This is a genomic window from Hoyosella rhizosphaerae, assembly GCF_014643175.1.
GTDB classification, from domain to species: domain Bacteria; phylum Actinomycetota; class Actinomycetes; order Mycobacteriales; family Mycobacteriaceae; genus Lolliginicoccus; species Lolliginicoccus rhizosphaerae.
Window position 1 is genome coordinate 1,558,597 of the sequence record NZ_BMJH01000001.1, and the last position, 14,658, is coordinate 1,573,254.

At 59.0% G+C, this 14,658-nt stretch carries 12 protein-coding genes; 4 read left to right on the top strand and 8 right to left on the bottom strand.

Going from position 1 to position 14,658, the window contains the following annotated elements; genetic code table 11:
• Positions 1 to 78: 78 nt before the first annotated feature.
• Together IEW73_RS07170 and IEW73_RS07175 are read right to left on the bottom strand one after the other, a co-directional pair.
• A complete protein-coding gene (locus IEW73_RS07170) occupies positions 79 to 2,046 on the bottom strand; it encodes an acetoacetate--CoA ligase (RefSeq protein WP_188672068.1) in 1,968 nt (655 codons plus the stop codon).
• Positions 2,043 to 2,870: an HpcH/HpaI aldolase/citrate lyase family protein gene (locus IEW73_RS07175; RefSeq protein WP_188672071.1), complete on the bottom strand. Its 828-nt coding sequence runs from the start codon at positions 2,868 to 2,870 to the stop codon at positions 2,043 to 2,045. The genes IEW73_RS07170 and IEW73_RS07175 overlap by 4 nt, the downstream gene beginning before the upstream one ends.
• A gap of 153 nt (positions 2,871 to 3,023) precedes the next feature.
• On the opposite strand from IEW73_RS07175, the gene IEW73_RS07180 reads away from it, so the two are divergent.
• Positions 3,024 to 3,908 (top strand): helix-turn-helix domain-containing protein, encoded by an 885-nt coding sequence (locus IEW73_RS07180; protein ID WP_188672074.1) that lies wholly within the window; start codon positions 3,024 to 3,026, stop codon positions 3,906 to 3,908.
• Here IEW73_RS07180 and IEW73_RS07185 read toward each other — a convergent pair.
• From IEW73_RS07185 to IEW73_RS07195, 3 genes are read right to left on the bottom strand one after another with little or no spacing between them, the layout of a single operon-like run.
• Entirely contained in the window at positions 3,905 to 4,414 is a 510-nt protein-coding gene (locus tag IEW73_RS07185; RefSeq protein WP_188672077.1) for a MaoC family dehydratase, read from the bottom strand. The genes IEW73_RS07180 and IEW73_RS07185 overlap by 4 nt on opposite strands.
• A gap of 2 nt (positions 4,415 to 4,416) precedes the next feature.
• Positions 4,417 to 5,580: an acyl-CoA dehydrogenase family protein gene (locus IEW73_RS07190; RefSeq protein WP_188672079.1), complete on the bottom strand. Its 1,164-nt coding sequence runs from the start codon at positions 5,578 to 5,580 to the stop codon at positions 4,417 to 4,419.
• Between the two features lie 12 nt (positions 5,581 to 5,592).
• On the bottom strand, positions 5,593 to 7,599 hold the full coding sequence (locus tag IEW73_RS07195; RefSeq protein WP_188672083.1) for an acetyl/propionyl/methylcrotonyl-CoA carboxylase subunit alpha: 2,007 nt from the start codon (positions 7,597 to 7,599) through the stop codon (positions 5,593 to 5,595).
• A 216-nt stretch (positions 7,600 to 7,815) separates the two neighbouring features.
• Between IEW73_RS07195 and IEW73_RS07200 the strand changes: the two genes are divergently transcribed.
• Together IEW73_RS07200 and IEW73_RS07205 are read left to right on the top strand one after the other, a co-directional pair.
• Positions 7,816 to 8,598: an SGNH/GDSL hydrolase family protein gene (locus IEW73_RS07200; protein ID WP_188672086.1), complete on the top strand. Its 783-nt coding sequence runs from the start codon at positions 7,816 to 7,818 to the stop codon at positions 8,596 to 8,598.
• Between the two features lie 25 nt (positions 8,599 to 8,623).
• A complete protein-coding gene (locus IEW73_RS07205; protein WP_188672089.1) occupies positions 8,624 to 9,187 on the top strand; it encodes a hypothetical protein in 564 nt (187 codons plus the stop codon).
• Here the strand turns inward: IEW73_RS07205 and IEW73_RS07210 are convergent.
• The 3 genes from IEW73_RS07210 to IEW73_RS07220 all read right to left on the bottom strand — a co-directional run bounded on the left by IEW73_RS07210 (position 9,184) and on the right by IEW73_RS07220 (position 13,541).
• Positions 9,184 to 9,639, bottom strand: coding sequence for a (2Fe-2S)-binding protein (locus IEW73_RS07210; protein WP_188672091.1), 456 nt, complete (start codon positions 9,637 to 9,639; stop codon positions 9,184 to 9,186). The genes IEW73_RS07205 and IEW73_RS07210 overlap by 4 nt on opposite strands.
• A gap of 26 nt (positions 9,640 to 9,665) precedes the next feature.
• Positions 9,666 to 11,873 carry a xanthine dehydrogenase family protein molybdopterin-binding subunit gene (locus IEW73_RS07215; RefSeq protein ID WP_188672094.1) on the bottom strand — a complete coding sequence of 736 codons (2,208 nt, stop codon included), beginning with the start codon at positions 11,871 to 11,873 and terminating at the stop codon, positions 9,666 to 9,668.
• Between the two features lie 90 nt (positions 11,874 to 11,963).
• Positions 11,964 to 13,541, bottom strand: coding sequence for a carboxyl transferase domain-containing protein (locus IEW73_RS07220; protein WP_188672096.1), 1,578 nt, complete (start codon positions 13,539 to 13,541; stop codon positions 11,964 to 11,966).
• 460 nt (positions 13,542 to 14,001) lie between these two features.
• On the opposite strand from IEW73_RS07220, the gene IEW73_RS07225 reads away from it, so the two are divergent.
• Positions 14,002 to 14,652 (top strand): hypothetical protein, encoded by a 651-nt coding sequence (locus IEW73_RS07225; RefSeq protein WP_188672099.1) that lies wholly within the window; start codon positions 14,002 to 14,004, stop codon positions 14,650 to 14,652.
• Positions 14,653 to 14,658 lie beyond the last annotated feature (6 nt).

Below are 14,658 nucleotides of genomic sequence, written 5' to 3' on the forward strand. Positions count from 1 at the left end.
GGGGCAACCCGGTCACTGTATTACGGAAAACCACTCACCAATACTAATTCGCCATTGACGTGTTCCAATGTGCAGCTTTCACCGTCGGAATTGTGCAAACCAATCAACGAGTTCCGGTGAATCGACAGCGCTTCTATCTACCGCTCGGCCAGGATCACCGCCTTGCAGGATTTTCTTCAGAGGAACCTCAAGCTTCTTGCCTGTTCGCGTGTGCGGGATCGCGGGAGCCGCAATTATTTCGTCAGGGACGTGCCGTGGTGACAATTGCTCACGAATTGCTGAAACGATGCGGTGTTGAACTTCGTCGGTGAGTTCGACTTCGTCGGCGAGGTGCACGAAGAGCGGCATCCAGTACTCACCGTCTGGGAGTTCAACACCCAAAATGAGCGCTTCAAACACGTCCGGGATTTGCTCTACGACCTGGTAGATGTCTGCGCTTCCCATCCGCACACCGTGCCGATTCAGTGTGGAATCACTCCGGCCGTGCATGAGGATCGTGCCGTGGTCAGTTATTGAAATCCAGTCACCATGGCGCCATATGCCGGGGTAGGTGTCGAAGTATGCGTCGAGGTACTTGCTGCCATCAGGATCGTTCCAAAAAGCCACTGGCATTGATGGCATGGGGGCCGTAATGACTAGTTCACCCACACCGTTGCGCACTGAGTTTCCTGAGGTGTCGAAAGAATCAAGTGCGACCCCGAGGCACGGCCGGGTAATCTCTCCCGCCCACACGGGCGTGATGGGCGATGGTCCGACGAACGCTGACACGACGTCGGTGCCGCCGCTGATGGAACAAATTTGCACATCTTCACCGACGTGGCGATGCATCCACCAGGCTGATGATTCAGGCAATGTGGCGCCGGTGATTCCGACTGCCCTCAGCGCAGATAGGTCGTGGTCATGCCGTGGTGAACGTTCCGCTTTGGCGCAGGAAAGCACATAGCCGGGGCTCGTACCCACAACGGTGACGCGGTGGTCGGCCGCCAGCTTCCACACGGCATCGATGTGCGGTGATGCGGGGCTGCCGTCGTAAGTGACGACCGTGGACCCCACCATCAGTCCGGCGATGAGGAAATTCCACATCATCCAGCTCGGGCTGGTGAACCAGAAAAAGGTGTCATCGACACCGAGGTCAAGGTGCAACCCCACCTGCTTGAGGTGCTCGATGGCAACACCGCCATGGCCATGCACGATCCCTTTGGGTAGCCCAGTGGTCCCCGAAGAAAACACGACCCACAGCGGGTGATCGAACGGCACATCAGTGGGTGCCCATTCTGCCTCGTTGGCGATGGCAGCTGCCCAGTCCATCACTCCGTCGCGGGTACCTTCAGCCTGTTTATCTGCACTAGTACTATCTGCGCCGATATTGGGAACCAGAATTGTCGCAGTGATGCTCGTGAGCGCCGCGCTCAGTTCCTCGACCGTGGGCCGTTTGTCGTGGACTTTCCCGCCGTACCGGTAGCCATCAGCGGCGATCAGTACCACCGGGTTAAGTTGCGCGAGGCGAGCGACTGCGGCCGGCGCTGAGTAGTCCTGTCCGCAGGCCGCCCACACTGCGCCGAGACTGGCCGTCGCTAGAAACGCGATGATCGCCTCAGGAATGTTGGGGAGGTAACCCACAACCCGGTCGCCCGGTTTGACGCCTGCCTCACGCAACGTCGCTGCAAGTGCTGCGGTATCGCGCTGCACCTGGTCCCAGCTGATGTGTTTGGCTGGGCTGTCTTCACTGAGCGCCAGAATCGCGGGTCGCTCCGCCTGTGGGCGGCGCATCACCACGTTGGCATAGTTGAGGCGCACACCTGGAAACCACTGAGCCCCGGGCATCGTGCGGGACGCGAGTACAGGGCCAGGAATCTCGCCGAGATCAAAGTAGCGCCATAGGCTTCCCCAAAATGATTCGGGATTGTCCACACTCCACCGCAGGAGTTCGTCGTAGCTGTCCTGTGGTGCACCAGAGGTGCGAGCGAACCTCGCGAAGTCAGTGATGCGGGCTCGGGCAGCGCCGTCGGGCGTCGGTTCCCACATCGGTGCTGGCTCGTTCGTCATTGTTCGGCCCTTCCCGTCCGTCGGAGCACTGCTTCGGCATGCCGCAAAACTGGGGCATCCACCATTCGCCCCTCGAACGTAAACACACCACGTTCGCCTTTCGCCGCACTGAGAAGTCGTTGTGCCCAGTCGATCTCCTCTACCGTCGGCGTGAATACGTCGCGGATGACAGTTACCTGCGAGGGATGAATCGCAACCTTGGCATCGAACCCGATTGCGACACCATCGCGGGTTTCTGCGCGTAACCCGTCAAGATCAGCAATGTTGAGAAAAACCGAGTCCAAGGCAATTCGGCCATGGGCCTTCGCGGCCAGCAACGTGGTAGATCTGACGTGCTGAGCTACATGTCGATACGCCCCATCGTCGTGGCGACTTGCCGTTCCTCCCATGGCCGCGATCAGATCTTCCGCGCCCCACATCAGTGCGCGGACAGGAGCTGCCGAGGCGATGTCCGAGGCACGGAGCGCGCCGAGAGGAGACTCAACCAGCGCGATGACATCAAAGTTCGACAACGCTGCGGCATGGTCTGCGCCTTCACACTTGGACAACATCACCAGTGTGTAGGGAGTCTGCGCTAACGCTGCGAGGTCGAGATCGTGGTCTGGGGTTCCGTACGGATTGATCCGAACAACGGTCATGGCTGGGTCAAGGGCACTCGACACTAGAGCTTCGCGAGCGGCTGGTTTGGCCGCCGGAGCCACCCCATCTTCGAGGTCGAGGATGACAACGTCGGCGATGCTCGCTGCCTTGGCGAACCTTTCGGGCCGATCCGCCGGACAAAATAGCCACGCGGAGCCCGTTGGAAAACGACTGTTGCCCGTCATCACGCATCCGTCCTACGCCGCGCGGAGCCGGGAACTGGTGACAACATTGGCACCAGTTCCGCAGCCCACCGTCTGCAACGGGGATACGTGACATCGCTCTGGGTTAATCTATGCCCTTGTGAGAGGTACATCACGGTCATTATTGGACTCCTTATGGTGAAATTCGGACAAGATCGCATCCGAGCGATCACTTACCAGCCGCCGAGTCTTGCCGCCCGCCACGGCATCGAGGTAACGACGCTGCGCCACATGCGGGACCGCGTGGGACAAGCCGAGTTTGCCGACCCACAATGCCCCCACTTCCACCTGCTCACCCTTGTGACGGGTGGCAACGGCCGCCATGAGATCGACTTTATGTCGAGCGAATTCACCTCGGGTGCCGTGTGGTGGGTGCACCCAGGGCAGGTTCAACGCTGGGGCGATGTTTACGCTTACGATGCAACGGTTGTGCTGTTCGAAGACGCGGCTTTGGACTCGACCACGCAGAGTTTGCTGTCCACCAGCGAGGTGCACCGTCAATGCTGCTGGCATGAAGTCGACCCGTCGGTCTTGGCTCTCTTTGAACATCTGGCCTGGTCTTATGGCAACCAATCGAGTAGTCGGCCAGGAGCGTCGGCGGCGTTGCTGCGGCACAACCTCGCCACCATCTTGCTCACACTGCGGGCGCTCACCCCGGACGGAAAAGATCCTGCACGCGGACATGCGGACGCGTCCATTGTTGAGTTGTTTTCCGCGGCCGTGGAGCGCGGGTTTGCGACCACACGGTCGGTTGGCGACTACGCTCACGAAGTCGGATATTCGGAGAAGACCTTGACGCGATCCGTTCGCGCCGCGACCGGTTTCACGGCAAAGCAGTACATCGATGCGCGAGTGATGTTGGAGTCGAAACGACTCCTGGCTCACACCCGAAGCACCACGAGCAGCATCGCGACTCAACTCGGTTTTACTGACGTGTCCAACTTCGCCAAGTTTTTCGCCACACGTGCAGGGATGTCCCCTAGCGACTTCCGCACGAGCCTTGGTCGCACCAACCATTAGCTCAAGGAATCGTCTGGAGCCGTGTCACCGGTCGTTGGACGCATCCGCACCAGGGTTGAGCGTTCAGCGGTCGCAACAATGTCTCCGTGCTGATTGCGGCCAGTGTGTTGGAGGGTGACGATCCCCTCCCCTGGCCTCGACTTTGTTTCGCGCTTGCCCGCAATGAGAGTCTCGGCATAAAGCGTGTCACCGTGAAACATCGGTGCTGGAAAAGCGATTGCCGAAAAGCCCAAGTTCGCCACGATCGTGCCCTGCGTCAGTTGCGCCACCGACAATCCCACCAGAGTCGATAACGTCATCATCGAGTTGACGAGCCTTGCATGAAACGGCTCTTGCTCCTCGCTCCATGCAGCGTCAAGGTGCAACGCCTGCGTGTTCATCGTCAGGGTTGTGAATAGAACATTGTCGGTTTCGGTGATCGTGCGGCCGGGGCGGTGTTCATACACCGCCCCCACCTCAAACTCTTCGAACCAGAGGCCACGTTGGATAATCCGCCGCGCAGTCATCGCTATAACCCAAGTTCGCGAGAAATAAGCATCAGTTGCACCTCGGTGGTTCCTTCCCCAACTTCGAGGATCTTGCTGTCCCGGTAGTGGCGGGCGACGAGGTACTCATTCATGTAGCCGTATCCGCCGAATACCTGGGTTGCGTCGCGAGCGTTGTCCATCGCAGCTTCACTCGACACCATTTTTGCGATGGCAGCTGCCTTCTTGAACGGCTTCCCAGACAACATCAGTGCTGCAGCGTCATAGTAAGCGGCACGCGCGGAGGCTGCACGTGCCTCCATCCGGGCAATCTTGAACGCGATGGCCTGGTTCTGGCCGATCGGCTTTCCGAACGCCGTGCGCTCCTTTGCATACCGAACGCATTCGTCCACGCACCCCTGCGCGACACCAGTTGCCAGCGCCGCAATAGCGATGCGCCCTTCATCAAGAATGCGAAGGAAGTTCGCGTATCCACGTCCTTGCTGTCCAAGTAGGTTTCCCTCAGGGACGCGAACGTCGTCGAATGTCAGCGGATGCGTGTCCGATGCATGCCAGCCGACTTTCGAGTATCCCGGTTGGGCCGTAAAACCTGGGGTGTCGGCAGGCACGATGATTGTGGAGATTTCTTTCTTGCCGTTGCTGTCTACCCCTGTCACCGCGGTAGCAGTCACGAGCGCGGTGATGTCTGTGCCTGAGTTCGTGATGAACTGCTTGCTTCCGTTTATTACCCATTCGCCGTCGACGAGTTTTGCCGTGGTTTTCGTTCCACCGGCGTCACTGCCAGCACCCGCTTCGGTGAGGCCAAACGCGCCGATCCGTTGACCGCTGGCCAGTTGTGGCAGCCACTGTTGTTTCTGCTCTTCGGTTCCGAAACGGTAGATGGGCATCGCGCCGAGAGATACTCCTGCCTCCAGCGTGACGGCAACAGATTGATCGACCTTGCCTAGCTCCTCCAAGGCGATACAGAGGGCAAAGTAGTCGCCACCCATGCCGCCGTATTCCTCTGGAAACGGAAGCCCGAACAGTCCCATCTCCGCCATTCCGGCTACTACCTCGTATGGGAAAGTTTTCGTTTCGTCGTGATGGGCCGCGACCGGCGCAACGACGTTTTTGGCAAAGTCGGCGACTGAACGGCGTAGTTGTTCGTACTCGTCGGGGAGGTTTGCGCTTGAAAGAAAGGTTGTCATCGAAGAAAAGTCCTATTCTTGTGGTGTTTCAGCAGCAGTGATGCGCGCAAGAAGTTGATCTACGGTCACCTGATCGCCAGGTGCAGCATGAAGAATGACGGTGCCGTCAACAGGCGAGGTAAGCGTGTGTTCCATCTTCATTGCCTCGACGACGACCACCGGAGCCCCGGCTGCGACATCGTCACCGTTGGCGACATGGACGGCGATAACCGAACCCGGCATAGGGCTGGTGATGTCAGCGTCCCCTCGATGAGCCTCATGCTGCCGGACGCTGGCTTCACGGACTACCTGCACTGACCACGTTCCGTCTTCAGTTGTCACCCATACGTGGTGGTGGTCTTCGCTGACCGTCAATGTGAAGCGCTGCCCGTCGAGGGTCAATGCACATTCGGTTCCATCGACAACGATGCGCAATGAGCTTTCAGGTCCCTCACCCACGGATGCCTGCGCGTTGAGGGGGCTTCCAACCAGGTTCACGATTTCAGTTCGGTCGCCTCCGGTGAGCCGGACTCGATACGGAACGTGTTCGCCCGGACGCCATCCGTTGGGTACTTCCCACAGACTGTTTGGTCTGGTGGGCCAATGCCGCACCCACCGAAATGCTGCGGCAGCAATAAACACCACGTCTGGTACCGGTGCAGGGGCATAGTCCGGCAGTCGTCGATCAAGCAGATCAGTGTCTAACCGACCGGCTTGGACGTCTGGATCCGCCAGGAGGAACCGAAGGAACTCAACATTGGTCCCCACACCATGCACGGCTGTGGTTCCCAACGCACGATCAAGTTTGTCGAGTGCAGCTTCGCGGTCGTCGGCGTAAGAAATGACCTTCGACAACATCGGGTCGTAGTCGCTTCCCACAACTGTTCCGACGATGAGGCCCGAATCAACTCGGACACCGCGCGGTTCTTGCAGTGCCAACACGGTCCCACCGGTGGGGAGGAACCCTCGGCCTGGGTCTTCCGCGTAAACACGGGCCTCGATTGAATGCCCAGACATCGTGATATCGGACTGGGCGAATGCCAGGGGCTCACCTGCTGCCACTCGCACCTGCCACTCCACGAGGTCGATGCCGGTGACGCATTCGGTCACCGGGTGCTCAACCTGCAAGCGGGTGTTCATCTCCATGAAGAAGAATTCGTCGGGTTTATCTGCCGACACGATGAACTCCACCGTGCCTGCCCCTGTGTAGTCGACACTGCGCGCGGTGTTGCACGCTGCTTCACCGATCCGTGCACGGGTGGCCGCATCTAGCAGCGGCGACGGAGCTTCTTCGATGACTTTCTGGTGCCTGCGCTGCAGCGAGCATTCGCGTTCGCCCAGATGCACAACATTGCCGTGTTTGTCTGCTAGGACCTGCACTTCGATGTGACGTGGACGGGTGACAAAACGCTCGATGAACAGCGTGTCGTCGCCAAAAGCAGATGCCGCTTCGCGGCGCGCCGACCGCAATGCTTCCGGTAGCTCCGCAGGATCAGTGACCTTGCGCATTCCTTTACCGCCACCACCAGCGGATGGCTTGACCAGGACTGGGTATCCGATGTCGACCGCAGCAGCGATGAGCGCGTCATCAGATAGTCCCGGCTCCGCAATTCCGGGGACTACTGGGACACCAAATTCCGCGACCGCATTCTTCGCGGTGATCTTGTCACCCATGACTTCGATCGCGTGCGCGGATGGCCCGAGGAAGGCAATGTCGTTGTCCGCGCAGGCTGCCGCGAATGCCGTGTTTTCCGACAGGAAGCCGTACCCGGGATGGATCGCGTCGGCTCCCGCGCGCTTCGCGGCTTCGATGATCTTGTCGATCCGAAGGTAGCTCTCACGTGCAGCCGAAGGGCCAATGTGGACTGCGGTATCCGCTTCGTCAACATGGCGGGCATTTTGGTCCGCGTCGCTGTACACCGCGACTGTTCGAATGCCGAGCGCACGCAATGTGCGCATGACGCGGACCGCTATCTCGCCGCGGTTGGCTACCAAGATTGTGCTGAAACTAGTTGTGCTCAAAGGAGCCCCTCCACCCATGCCACTACGGATCAACTGTGGATCACCTATTTTAGGTTAATCGTCATTCACTGAGTTGTCTAGGTCACACCGAGCGTCGGGATAAAACCGATAGCACGAACAGCGCCACCGACTGCGCCCCACGTTGTGTCGAAAACCGCACCTACGGTGGCGTAATACTCCGCGCTATACCAAAATGTGAAGCAGTTCACGTCACACCCCTGGGGAGCCACGCAGATGTCACCGAGCACCGCGATCCACTCGTACGTCGCACTAGGCGACTCCTTCACCGAAGGGCTAGGTGACCCCCACCCCCAGTACCCCCGCGGCTGCCGGGGTTGGTCCGAACGTGTCGCTGAAGAACTCGCGGTACACAATCCACGGCTTCGATATGCCAACCTCGCCGTTCGTGGGCACCACATCGCTGACGTCAAAGCACGGCAGCTCCCCCAAGCGATCGCAATGAAACCGGACATCGTCACCATCTACGCCGGGTACAACGACCTTCTCACGATGCGCGTGAACTTCACCGAACTCGCAAAAGAGTACGATTCCGTCATCGCACGCCTCGTCGACTCCCACGCCGCTGTCATCATGTGGACAGCCCACGACATTGGGTGGGCACCTGTCCACCGCCACATGCGTGGACGCGCGGCCATCTACTCGGAAATTGTTCGCGAGATTGCCGATCGGCACGGCGCGGAGGTAGTCGACTTCTGGCGCATGAACGAATACAGAGACCTGCGTATGTGGAACCGCGATCGCATTCACATGTCACCGCTGGGCCACCAACGGATGGCTGAGGCAGTACTCGACACCATCGAGGCAGAACATTCCGTTCACACCACACCACTGCCCCCACCAAACCCATCCACTGCGCTGCACGAATACGCATCGACCCTAGAATGGCTAGGTAAATACGTTGCTCCGTGGCTTGGTCGACAAGTGCGGGGCAGATCCAGCGGTGACGGAATTCAGCCCAAACGCCCGGAGTTGAAGATGGTCAGACCTGCTGCGTAATCGCCGAGCACCATGGAGGTGGCAGGTGTGGGATCACGATGATGGCTGGCGGAATGGCACAGTGTCACCGTCACGAAGGTGGAACTGGCTAGTCGTCAGCGTGGCGGTCGGAGGAATCATCCTCAGCGGTTTTTTACTGTGGAGGGCAATGGTGGCGCTACCGACGGTTAAAGGGCAATTCCCCGCAGGCGAATCGACAACTGTCACATTGGAAACCGAGGGCATCACCGTCTTCGCTGACAGGGAAAACACCCGTTTTGACTGCATAATCACCGACCACCGCGGTCAAACAATCCCGTCGAGTCGACCCACAACGTCGGAGACCATCACAATCAATCAAGATTCGTGGCACGCGATACTTCGCTCCGATACGCCTGTTCGCCCCGGCACATTTACAGTGGCCTGCGCCGACAACGCTGGCACTGCGGTGTGGTTTGCCGTTGGCCCGCACGCCTCATTGTTCGGCTTTCTCGGAAACCTCTTCGGCGCAATCTTTGTGTTCATAGCCGGGATAGGCGGCGCGATCTTTCTCGCGATCGTCCTCAAGATAATGCGAGAGCGCAATCAAACCCACTGGGACAGCGCTTAAATCTGCCCGGCCGCCCGCTTGATGGCTTCCCGAATGCGCGGGTAGGTTCCGCAACGACACACATTCAGCATCTCGTCGATATCGGCGTCGGTAGGGTTTGGGTTTCGGCGCAGTAGGTCGACGGCTGCCATGATTTGCCCTGGCTGACAGTAGCCGCATTGGGCGACGTCGAGGTCAATCCATGCCTGCTGAACAGGGTGGAGCTGGTCACCATTAGCGAGACCTTCAATCGTGGTGACTTCACGGCCCGACACGTCTGCCAGTGTGGTGACGCAAGGTCGGATTGCCGCCCCATCAAGATGGGATGTGCACGCCTTACACACATCGATCCCACACCCAAACTTAGGGCCGGTGATGCCAAGTTTGTCGCGGAGTACCCAGATAAGCGCCAGGTCAGAATCGGCGTCAACAGTGACTGTCTTGCCGTTGACCTTGAAGGTGAAGTTCGGCACGAGGTACAACCTTTCATCTAGCGTCGCTACCTGGGGAATGGCTCGAAATCGACATCGAAGTTGATCGGGAATGACCGAGGCCTAGTGCCAGTGGCGCGCGCATACGCATTGGCAACGGCACCCGCCGCAGCGGGGACGCCTAGCTCGCCTGCCCCACCCGGGCGGTCCGACCCGGTGAGGATGTGAACTCGGACGTCGTGTGGAGTATGTGCTTGCCGCGTGTACTTAAACTGCGAATAGCTGCCTTCAAGCGGCAGCCCATCGACAATATGCAAACCCGCCTGCAGGGTGGTCGCGATGGCATCGCTGAGCGCACCATGCATTTGCGCTTCGAGACCGGTCGGGTTGATGACTTTCCCCACGTCGACAGCGATGACAGCCTTGGTCACCCGCGGCTTTTTCGGGTCCCGCGCATCGATCTCGACAAGGTAAGCCACGGCCGACAAGTACTCCTCGTGAATACCCACGCCTTGCCCGAATCCCGCTTGCATGGGGCGTCCCCAATTACCTTCCTGCGCAACGGTGTCTAGCACTGCACGAACACGGGAATCCTTAATAATGGTGCGCCGGTATTCGACGGGGTCGCGCCCGAGCTTCGCGGCGACCTCATCGATAAAGATCTCTTCGCAAGCCCGGGTGTTTCCCGAATAAACTCCCCGCCAGCTGGCCGTAGGCATCCGAAGCGGAATTTCGAAAAGTTCATGGGTTTTCGCCCCGACGTTGTAGGGCAGAAACTGAGTGAGGTGGAACAAAGTTTGGGCAAAAACAGGGTTTCCAACTACGGGTAATTGCGTGTACGCGGCGCTGAGGATCTCGCCGAGCCCATGTCTGAAATCCGTTTCCACAAAGCCAGCTCGGTGGTGGTAGGCAGCGACGGAGTTTCCGGCTAGTCGGGCACGAATACGGTGGTGGCTGGCCGGTCGGGCTCGCCCATGGCGCATATCGTCGATGCGGCTCCACATCAGCTTCACTGGCTTGTTCATTGCCCGCGACACCCGCGCTGCTTCGAGTGCACCGTCGTAATGCAAGCGTCGGCCGAAGCTCCCGCCCGCTTGAGTGACGTGAACGGTGACACGATCGAGCGGCAACCCCAGTTCTAGGGCTATGTGTTGCTGCGTCACGATTGGTGATTGCAGCCCGGACCAAATTTCTGCCCTGTCGTGTCGCACGTCCGCCACCGCACTATTGGTTTCTAGCGGGGCGTGGCTCACGAATGCGAAGCTATATTCGGCGTCGAAGACATCCGGAGTAAAGGGTGGATCGTCGAATCGCGGTACGGCCGCCTGCAGTTGCCGGTGAATATCGCTATCAGACATATTGTCGACAGTTCCCGCATTCCAGCGGACGGTTAGTGCTTGCGCCGCAGCATGAGCCTGACCGAAGGTCTCCGCCATCACCGCAACACCCGTTGAAATCATCGCAACATCGATGACGCCCGGCATTCTGCGTGCCGCGGCTTCGTCAAACCAGGCTGGGCTGCCGTTGATGGTTGGGGGTCGCCTGAGCATCACCGGCTTTGCCCCGGCGTAGTCGCCGTCGAGCGTGTATTTGAAGGTTCCCGTCACCATCGCTCGGGCATCGATTCGGCGCGTGGGTGTCCCCACTATGGTGTGGTTTGTTTTTGGGCGGGCAGTGACATCCGCGAGGGATGGGTTGGCGGCATCACGCGATAGTTCGCCGTATGTCAGCGACCGGCCTCCGGGGGCGATCACGCGACCGTTCTCGGTGCGCAGATCGGTAGGCAATACCGCGAGCCTTACCGCAGCCGCTGCAATGAGCCGAGCTCGCACCACTGATGCGACCGTACGCAGAGGGTCCCACAGGGATCGTATTGTGTTCGAGCTCCCGGTGAATTGATTGAAGAACAGTTCGGGTTTTGCTGGGGCTAGCCGCACATCAACGGAACTGACGGGCACGTCAAGTTCATCGGCGACAATCATCGCTGTCGCCGTGGTGATGCCTTGGCCTTTTTCGGCGCGCGGCAACTCGAAGCGGATTCTGCCATCAACCGTGACCTCGAGAGCCAAGATCAATGCGGTAGGGAGCCCAACCAGGATCAGTAAGTCGCCAATATCAACTACCTGCGCTAGTTCGGGGTTGCTCGGGATTACCGAGCCTTCGGGGTTCGCGTGGGCTGTTTGCGGATTACCTGCAACCCACTGAGCACCGACAGTGAGCACTGGCGCAGCGAGAAGAAAGGTAAGGAACTTGCGCCGACCAATGTCACTGCTCACGGATCACCTATGCCTTGTTGTGTTCAAAACGGAACACTAGCAATGTGATGGCGGTCACGTATGGAGTTTGCGAACCCCGAGGCGGCGGAGCTACATCCGGAATACCCCGTACGAAACTGGGTCGAGTGGGGCGTTGGCACATGCGGACAAAGCGAGGCCTAGCACGGTTCGAGTGTCCGCCGGGTCGATGATCCCGTCATCCCAAAGTCGAGCGGTTGAGTAATACGGGTTTCCTTGTGATTCGTACTGCGCACGGATTGGGGCCTTAAAGGTTTCCTCATCTTCGGCGGACCATTCACCGCCAGCCCCTTCGATCTGCTCCCGCCGGACGGTGGACAGCACCGATGCGGCCTGTTCACCACCCATGACGGAAATACGAGCGTTGGGCCACATCCAGAGGAAGCGCGGCGAGTAAGCGCGACCGCACATCGAGTAGTTCCCGGCGCCATAGGATCCACCGATCACCACTGTGAGTTTCGGGACTCGCGCACAGGCAACAGCGGTGACCATCTTGGCTCCGTGTTTGGCGATACCCCCTGCTTCGTAGTCGCGCCCGACCATAAACCCGGAAATGTTTTGCAGGAAGATCAGCGGGATCGACCGCTTGTCGCACAGTTCGATGAAGTGGGCGCCCTTGAGTGCCGACTCCGCGAAGAGCACGCCATTGTTGGCGATGATTCCGACGGGGTGACCGTGAATGTGGGCGAATGTCGTAACCAAGGTCTTGCCGTATTCGGCCTTAAATTCTTGGTGCTTGCCACCATCTACGATTCGTTCGATAACTTCCCGGACGTCGTATGGGGTGCGCGAGTCGACTGGGACTACGTCGTACAGTTCGGTTTGGTCCCGTTCCGGTCCGCTGTATGGCGTCAACGGCCACGGTTGTTCCGTCTTTGGGCCAAAGGTTGAGACGATGTTCCGAACGATCCGCAGAGCGTCTTGGTCGTCGTCGGCAAGGTGGTCTGTAACTCCGGACACCTTTGAGTGGAGGTCGCCGCCGCCGAGTTCTTCTGCTGTAACAACTTCGCCGGTTGCTGCTTTGACCAGTGGAGGGCCGCCAAGGAAAATTGTGCCCTGGTTGCGGACGATCACCGTTTCATCGCTCATGGCTGGGACATACGCACCGCCCGCGGTGCATGAACCCATAACTGCGGCGATCTGCGGGATGCCCCGGGCACTCATATTCGCTTGGTTGTAGAAGATGCGGCCAAAGTGCTCGCGGTCGGGGAACACTTCGTCTTGCTTGGGCAGGAACCCACCGCCCGAGTCGACGAGGTAAATGCACGGCAGGTTGTTCTGTGAGGCGATTTCCTGAGCGCGAAGATGCTTCTTAACGGTTATTGGGTAGTAGGTGCCGCCCTTGACCGTTGCATCATTGGCTAGAACTACGCATTCGCGCCCGGCGATTCGGCCGATACCCCCGATGACTCCTGCGCCAGGCGCGTCATTGTTGTACATGCCGTTTGCGGCGAGAGGCGCTATTTCAAGGAATGGGCTGCCGTGGTCGAGCAACCGGTTTACGCGCTCGCGTGGGAGGAGTTTGCCGCGTGCGATGTGTTTTTCTCGCGCTCGCTCGCTGCCTCCGAGGGCTGTTTCCGACAGCGTGCGCCGGAGTTCGCTGACGAGACGTTGGTGTTCTGCACGGTTCACTGCCCTATCGAAGGCCATCCCACACTCCAACTTGAGTTAATCGTGAATAACTGAGATGAGCCTAGCGCGAACGCGAACTGTTGTCTACATCACCACCGGGCCTGCCGCCAAGCCGCGAGAGAGACAGCACCGAATAACGGTTGCTGAGTTGAAACCCGAAAAAAACCAGCGCCACACCAATTTTTTACAACCTGACAGTTTTGCCGACCGAAGATCACAAAGGGGATTACGAAAGAAAACTACCGAAACCCCGAAAGGTGATCACCGCTAACACGGCCACCCGCGCGACAAGGGGAAACGGTGAAATTAAGGTCACACAACGCGTACGTTTAACTTTTTTTACGAAAACTGTAACAATCACAACTGGGTACGCGATGAAATATATGCCAGTTCAACACTGCAGAGTCTACGCCGAAGCTTTAATGGCATGAGACACTAGAAACAACTGATCACAAACAGTTCTCAGGAGGACTACAGAATGAAAGCTTTCAAACGAGCAGCAGCAGTTGTTGCGACCTCAGCTGCCCTCACCATCCCATTCGCGGGTGCTGCATCTGCACAAGAAGGTGACCTCAACCTAGGCGGCGGACTTGACCTCGGCAGCCTGAACCTCGGCGTTGACGGCGGAGCCGGCGGCGGATTCGACCTCGGCGCGTTTGACCTTGGCGCACTTTTCAACCTTGACCTCGGCGCTGGCGCAGAAGGTGGAGCTGAGCTCGACTTCAGCAGCCTCGACGCATTCTTCGGCGGCGGCGTCCAGTTCGAGGGCCCAACCTTCGACCTTCAGGCTGAAATCGATCGCATTGAAGCTGACTTCCAGGCATTCATCGAAGCCAACTTCGGTGGCGACGTTAACGGTGGCGGCGCCGGCGGCGAAGGCGACTTCACCTTTGAATTCAACGCTGAGCAGGCATGGGCCGACTTCGTAGCCCAGGTTGAAGCAGACATCGCAGCAGCCTTCGGCGGCGGCGCCGGTGGCGGCGTCGAAGTTGACTTCAGCAGCATCGAACTCATCCTCGGCGGCGGCGTCGGTGGAGAAGCTGGTGTCGGTGGCGACCTCGGTGGCGCACTGAACCTCGGCGACCTCTTCAACCTTAATGTTGACGGTGGCGCTGGCTTCGGCAGCTGAATTACC

Bases quoted from the DNA above. Each gene is read 5' to 3' on its own strand.
- IEW73_RS07170 (WP_188672068.1), bottom strand. From the start codon at position 2,046: ATGACGAACGAGCCAGCACCGATGTGGGAACCGACGCCCGACGGCGCT.
- IEW73_RS07175 (WP_188672071.1), bottom strand. From the start codon at position 2,870: ATGACGGGCAACAGTCGTTTTCCAACGGGCTCCGCGTGGCTATTTTGT.
- IEW73_RS07180 (WP_188672074.1), top strand. From the start codon at position 3,024: ATGGTGAAATTCGGACAAGATCGCATCCGAGCGATCACTTACCAGCCG.
- IEW73_RS07185 (WP_188672077.1), bottom strand. From the start codon at position 4,414: ATGACTGCGCGGCGGATTATCCAACGTGGCCTCTGGTTCGAAGAGTTT.
- IEW73_RS07190 (WP_188672079.1), bottom strand. From the start codon at position 5,580: ATGACAACCTTTCTTTCAAGCGCAAACCTCCCCGACGAGTACGAACAA.
- IEW73_RS07195 (WP_188672083.1), bottom strand. From the start codon at position 7,599: ATGGGTGGAGGGGCTCCTTTGAGCACAACTAGTTTCAGCACAATCTTG.
- IEW73_RS07200 (WP_188672086.1), top strand. From the start codon at position 7,816: ATGTCACCGAGCACCGCGATCCACTCGTACGTCGCACTAGGCGACTCC.
- IEW73_RS07220 (WP_188672096.1), bottom strand. From the start codon at position 13,541: ATGGCCTTCGATAGGGCAGTGAACCGTGCAGAACACCAACGTCTCGTC.
- IEW73_RS07225 (WP_188672099.1), top strand. From the start codon at position 14,002: ATGAAAGCTTTCAAACGAGCAGCAGCAGTTGTTGCGACCTCAGCTGCC.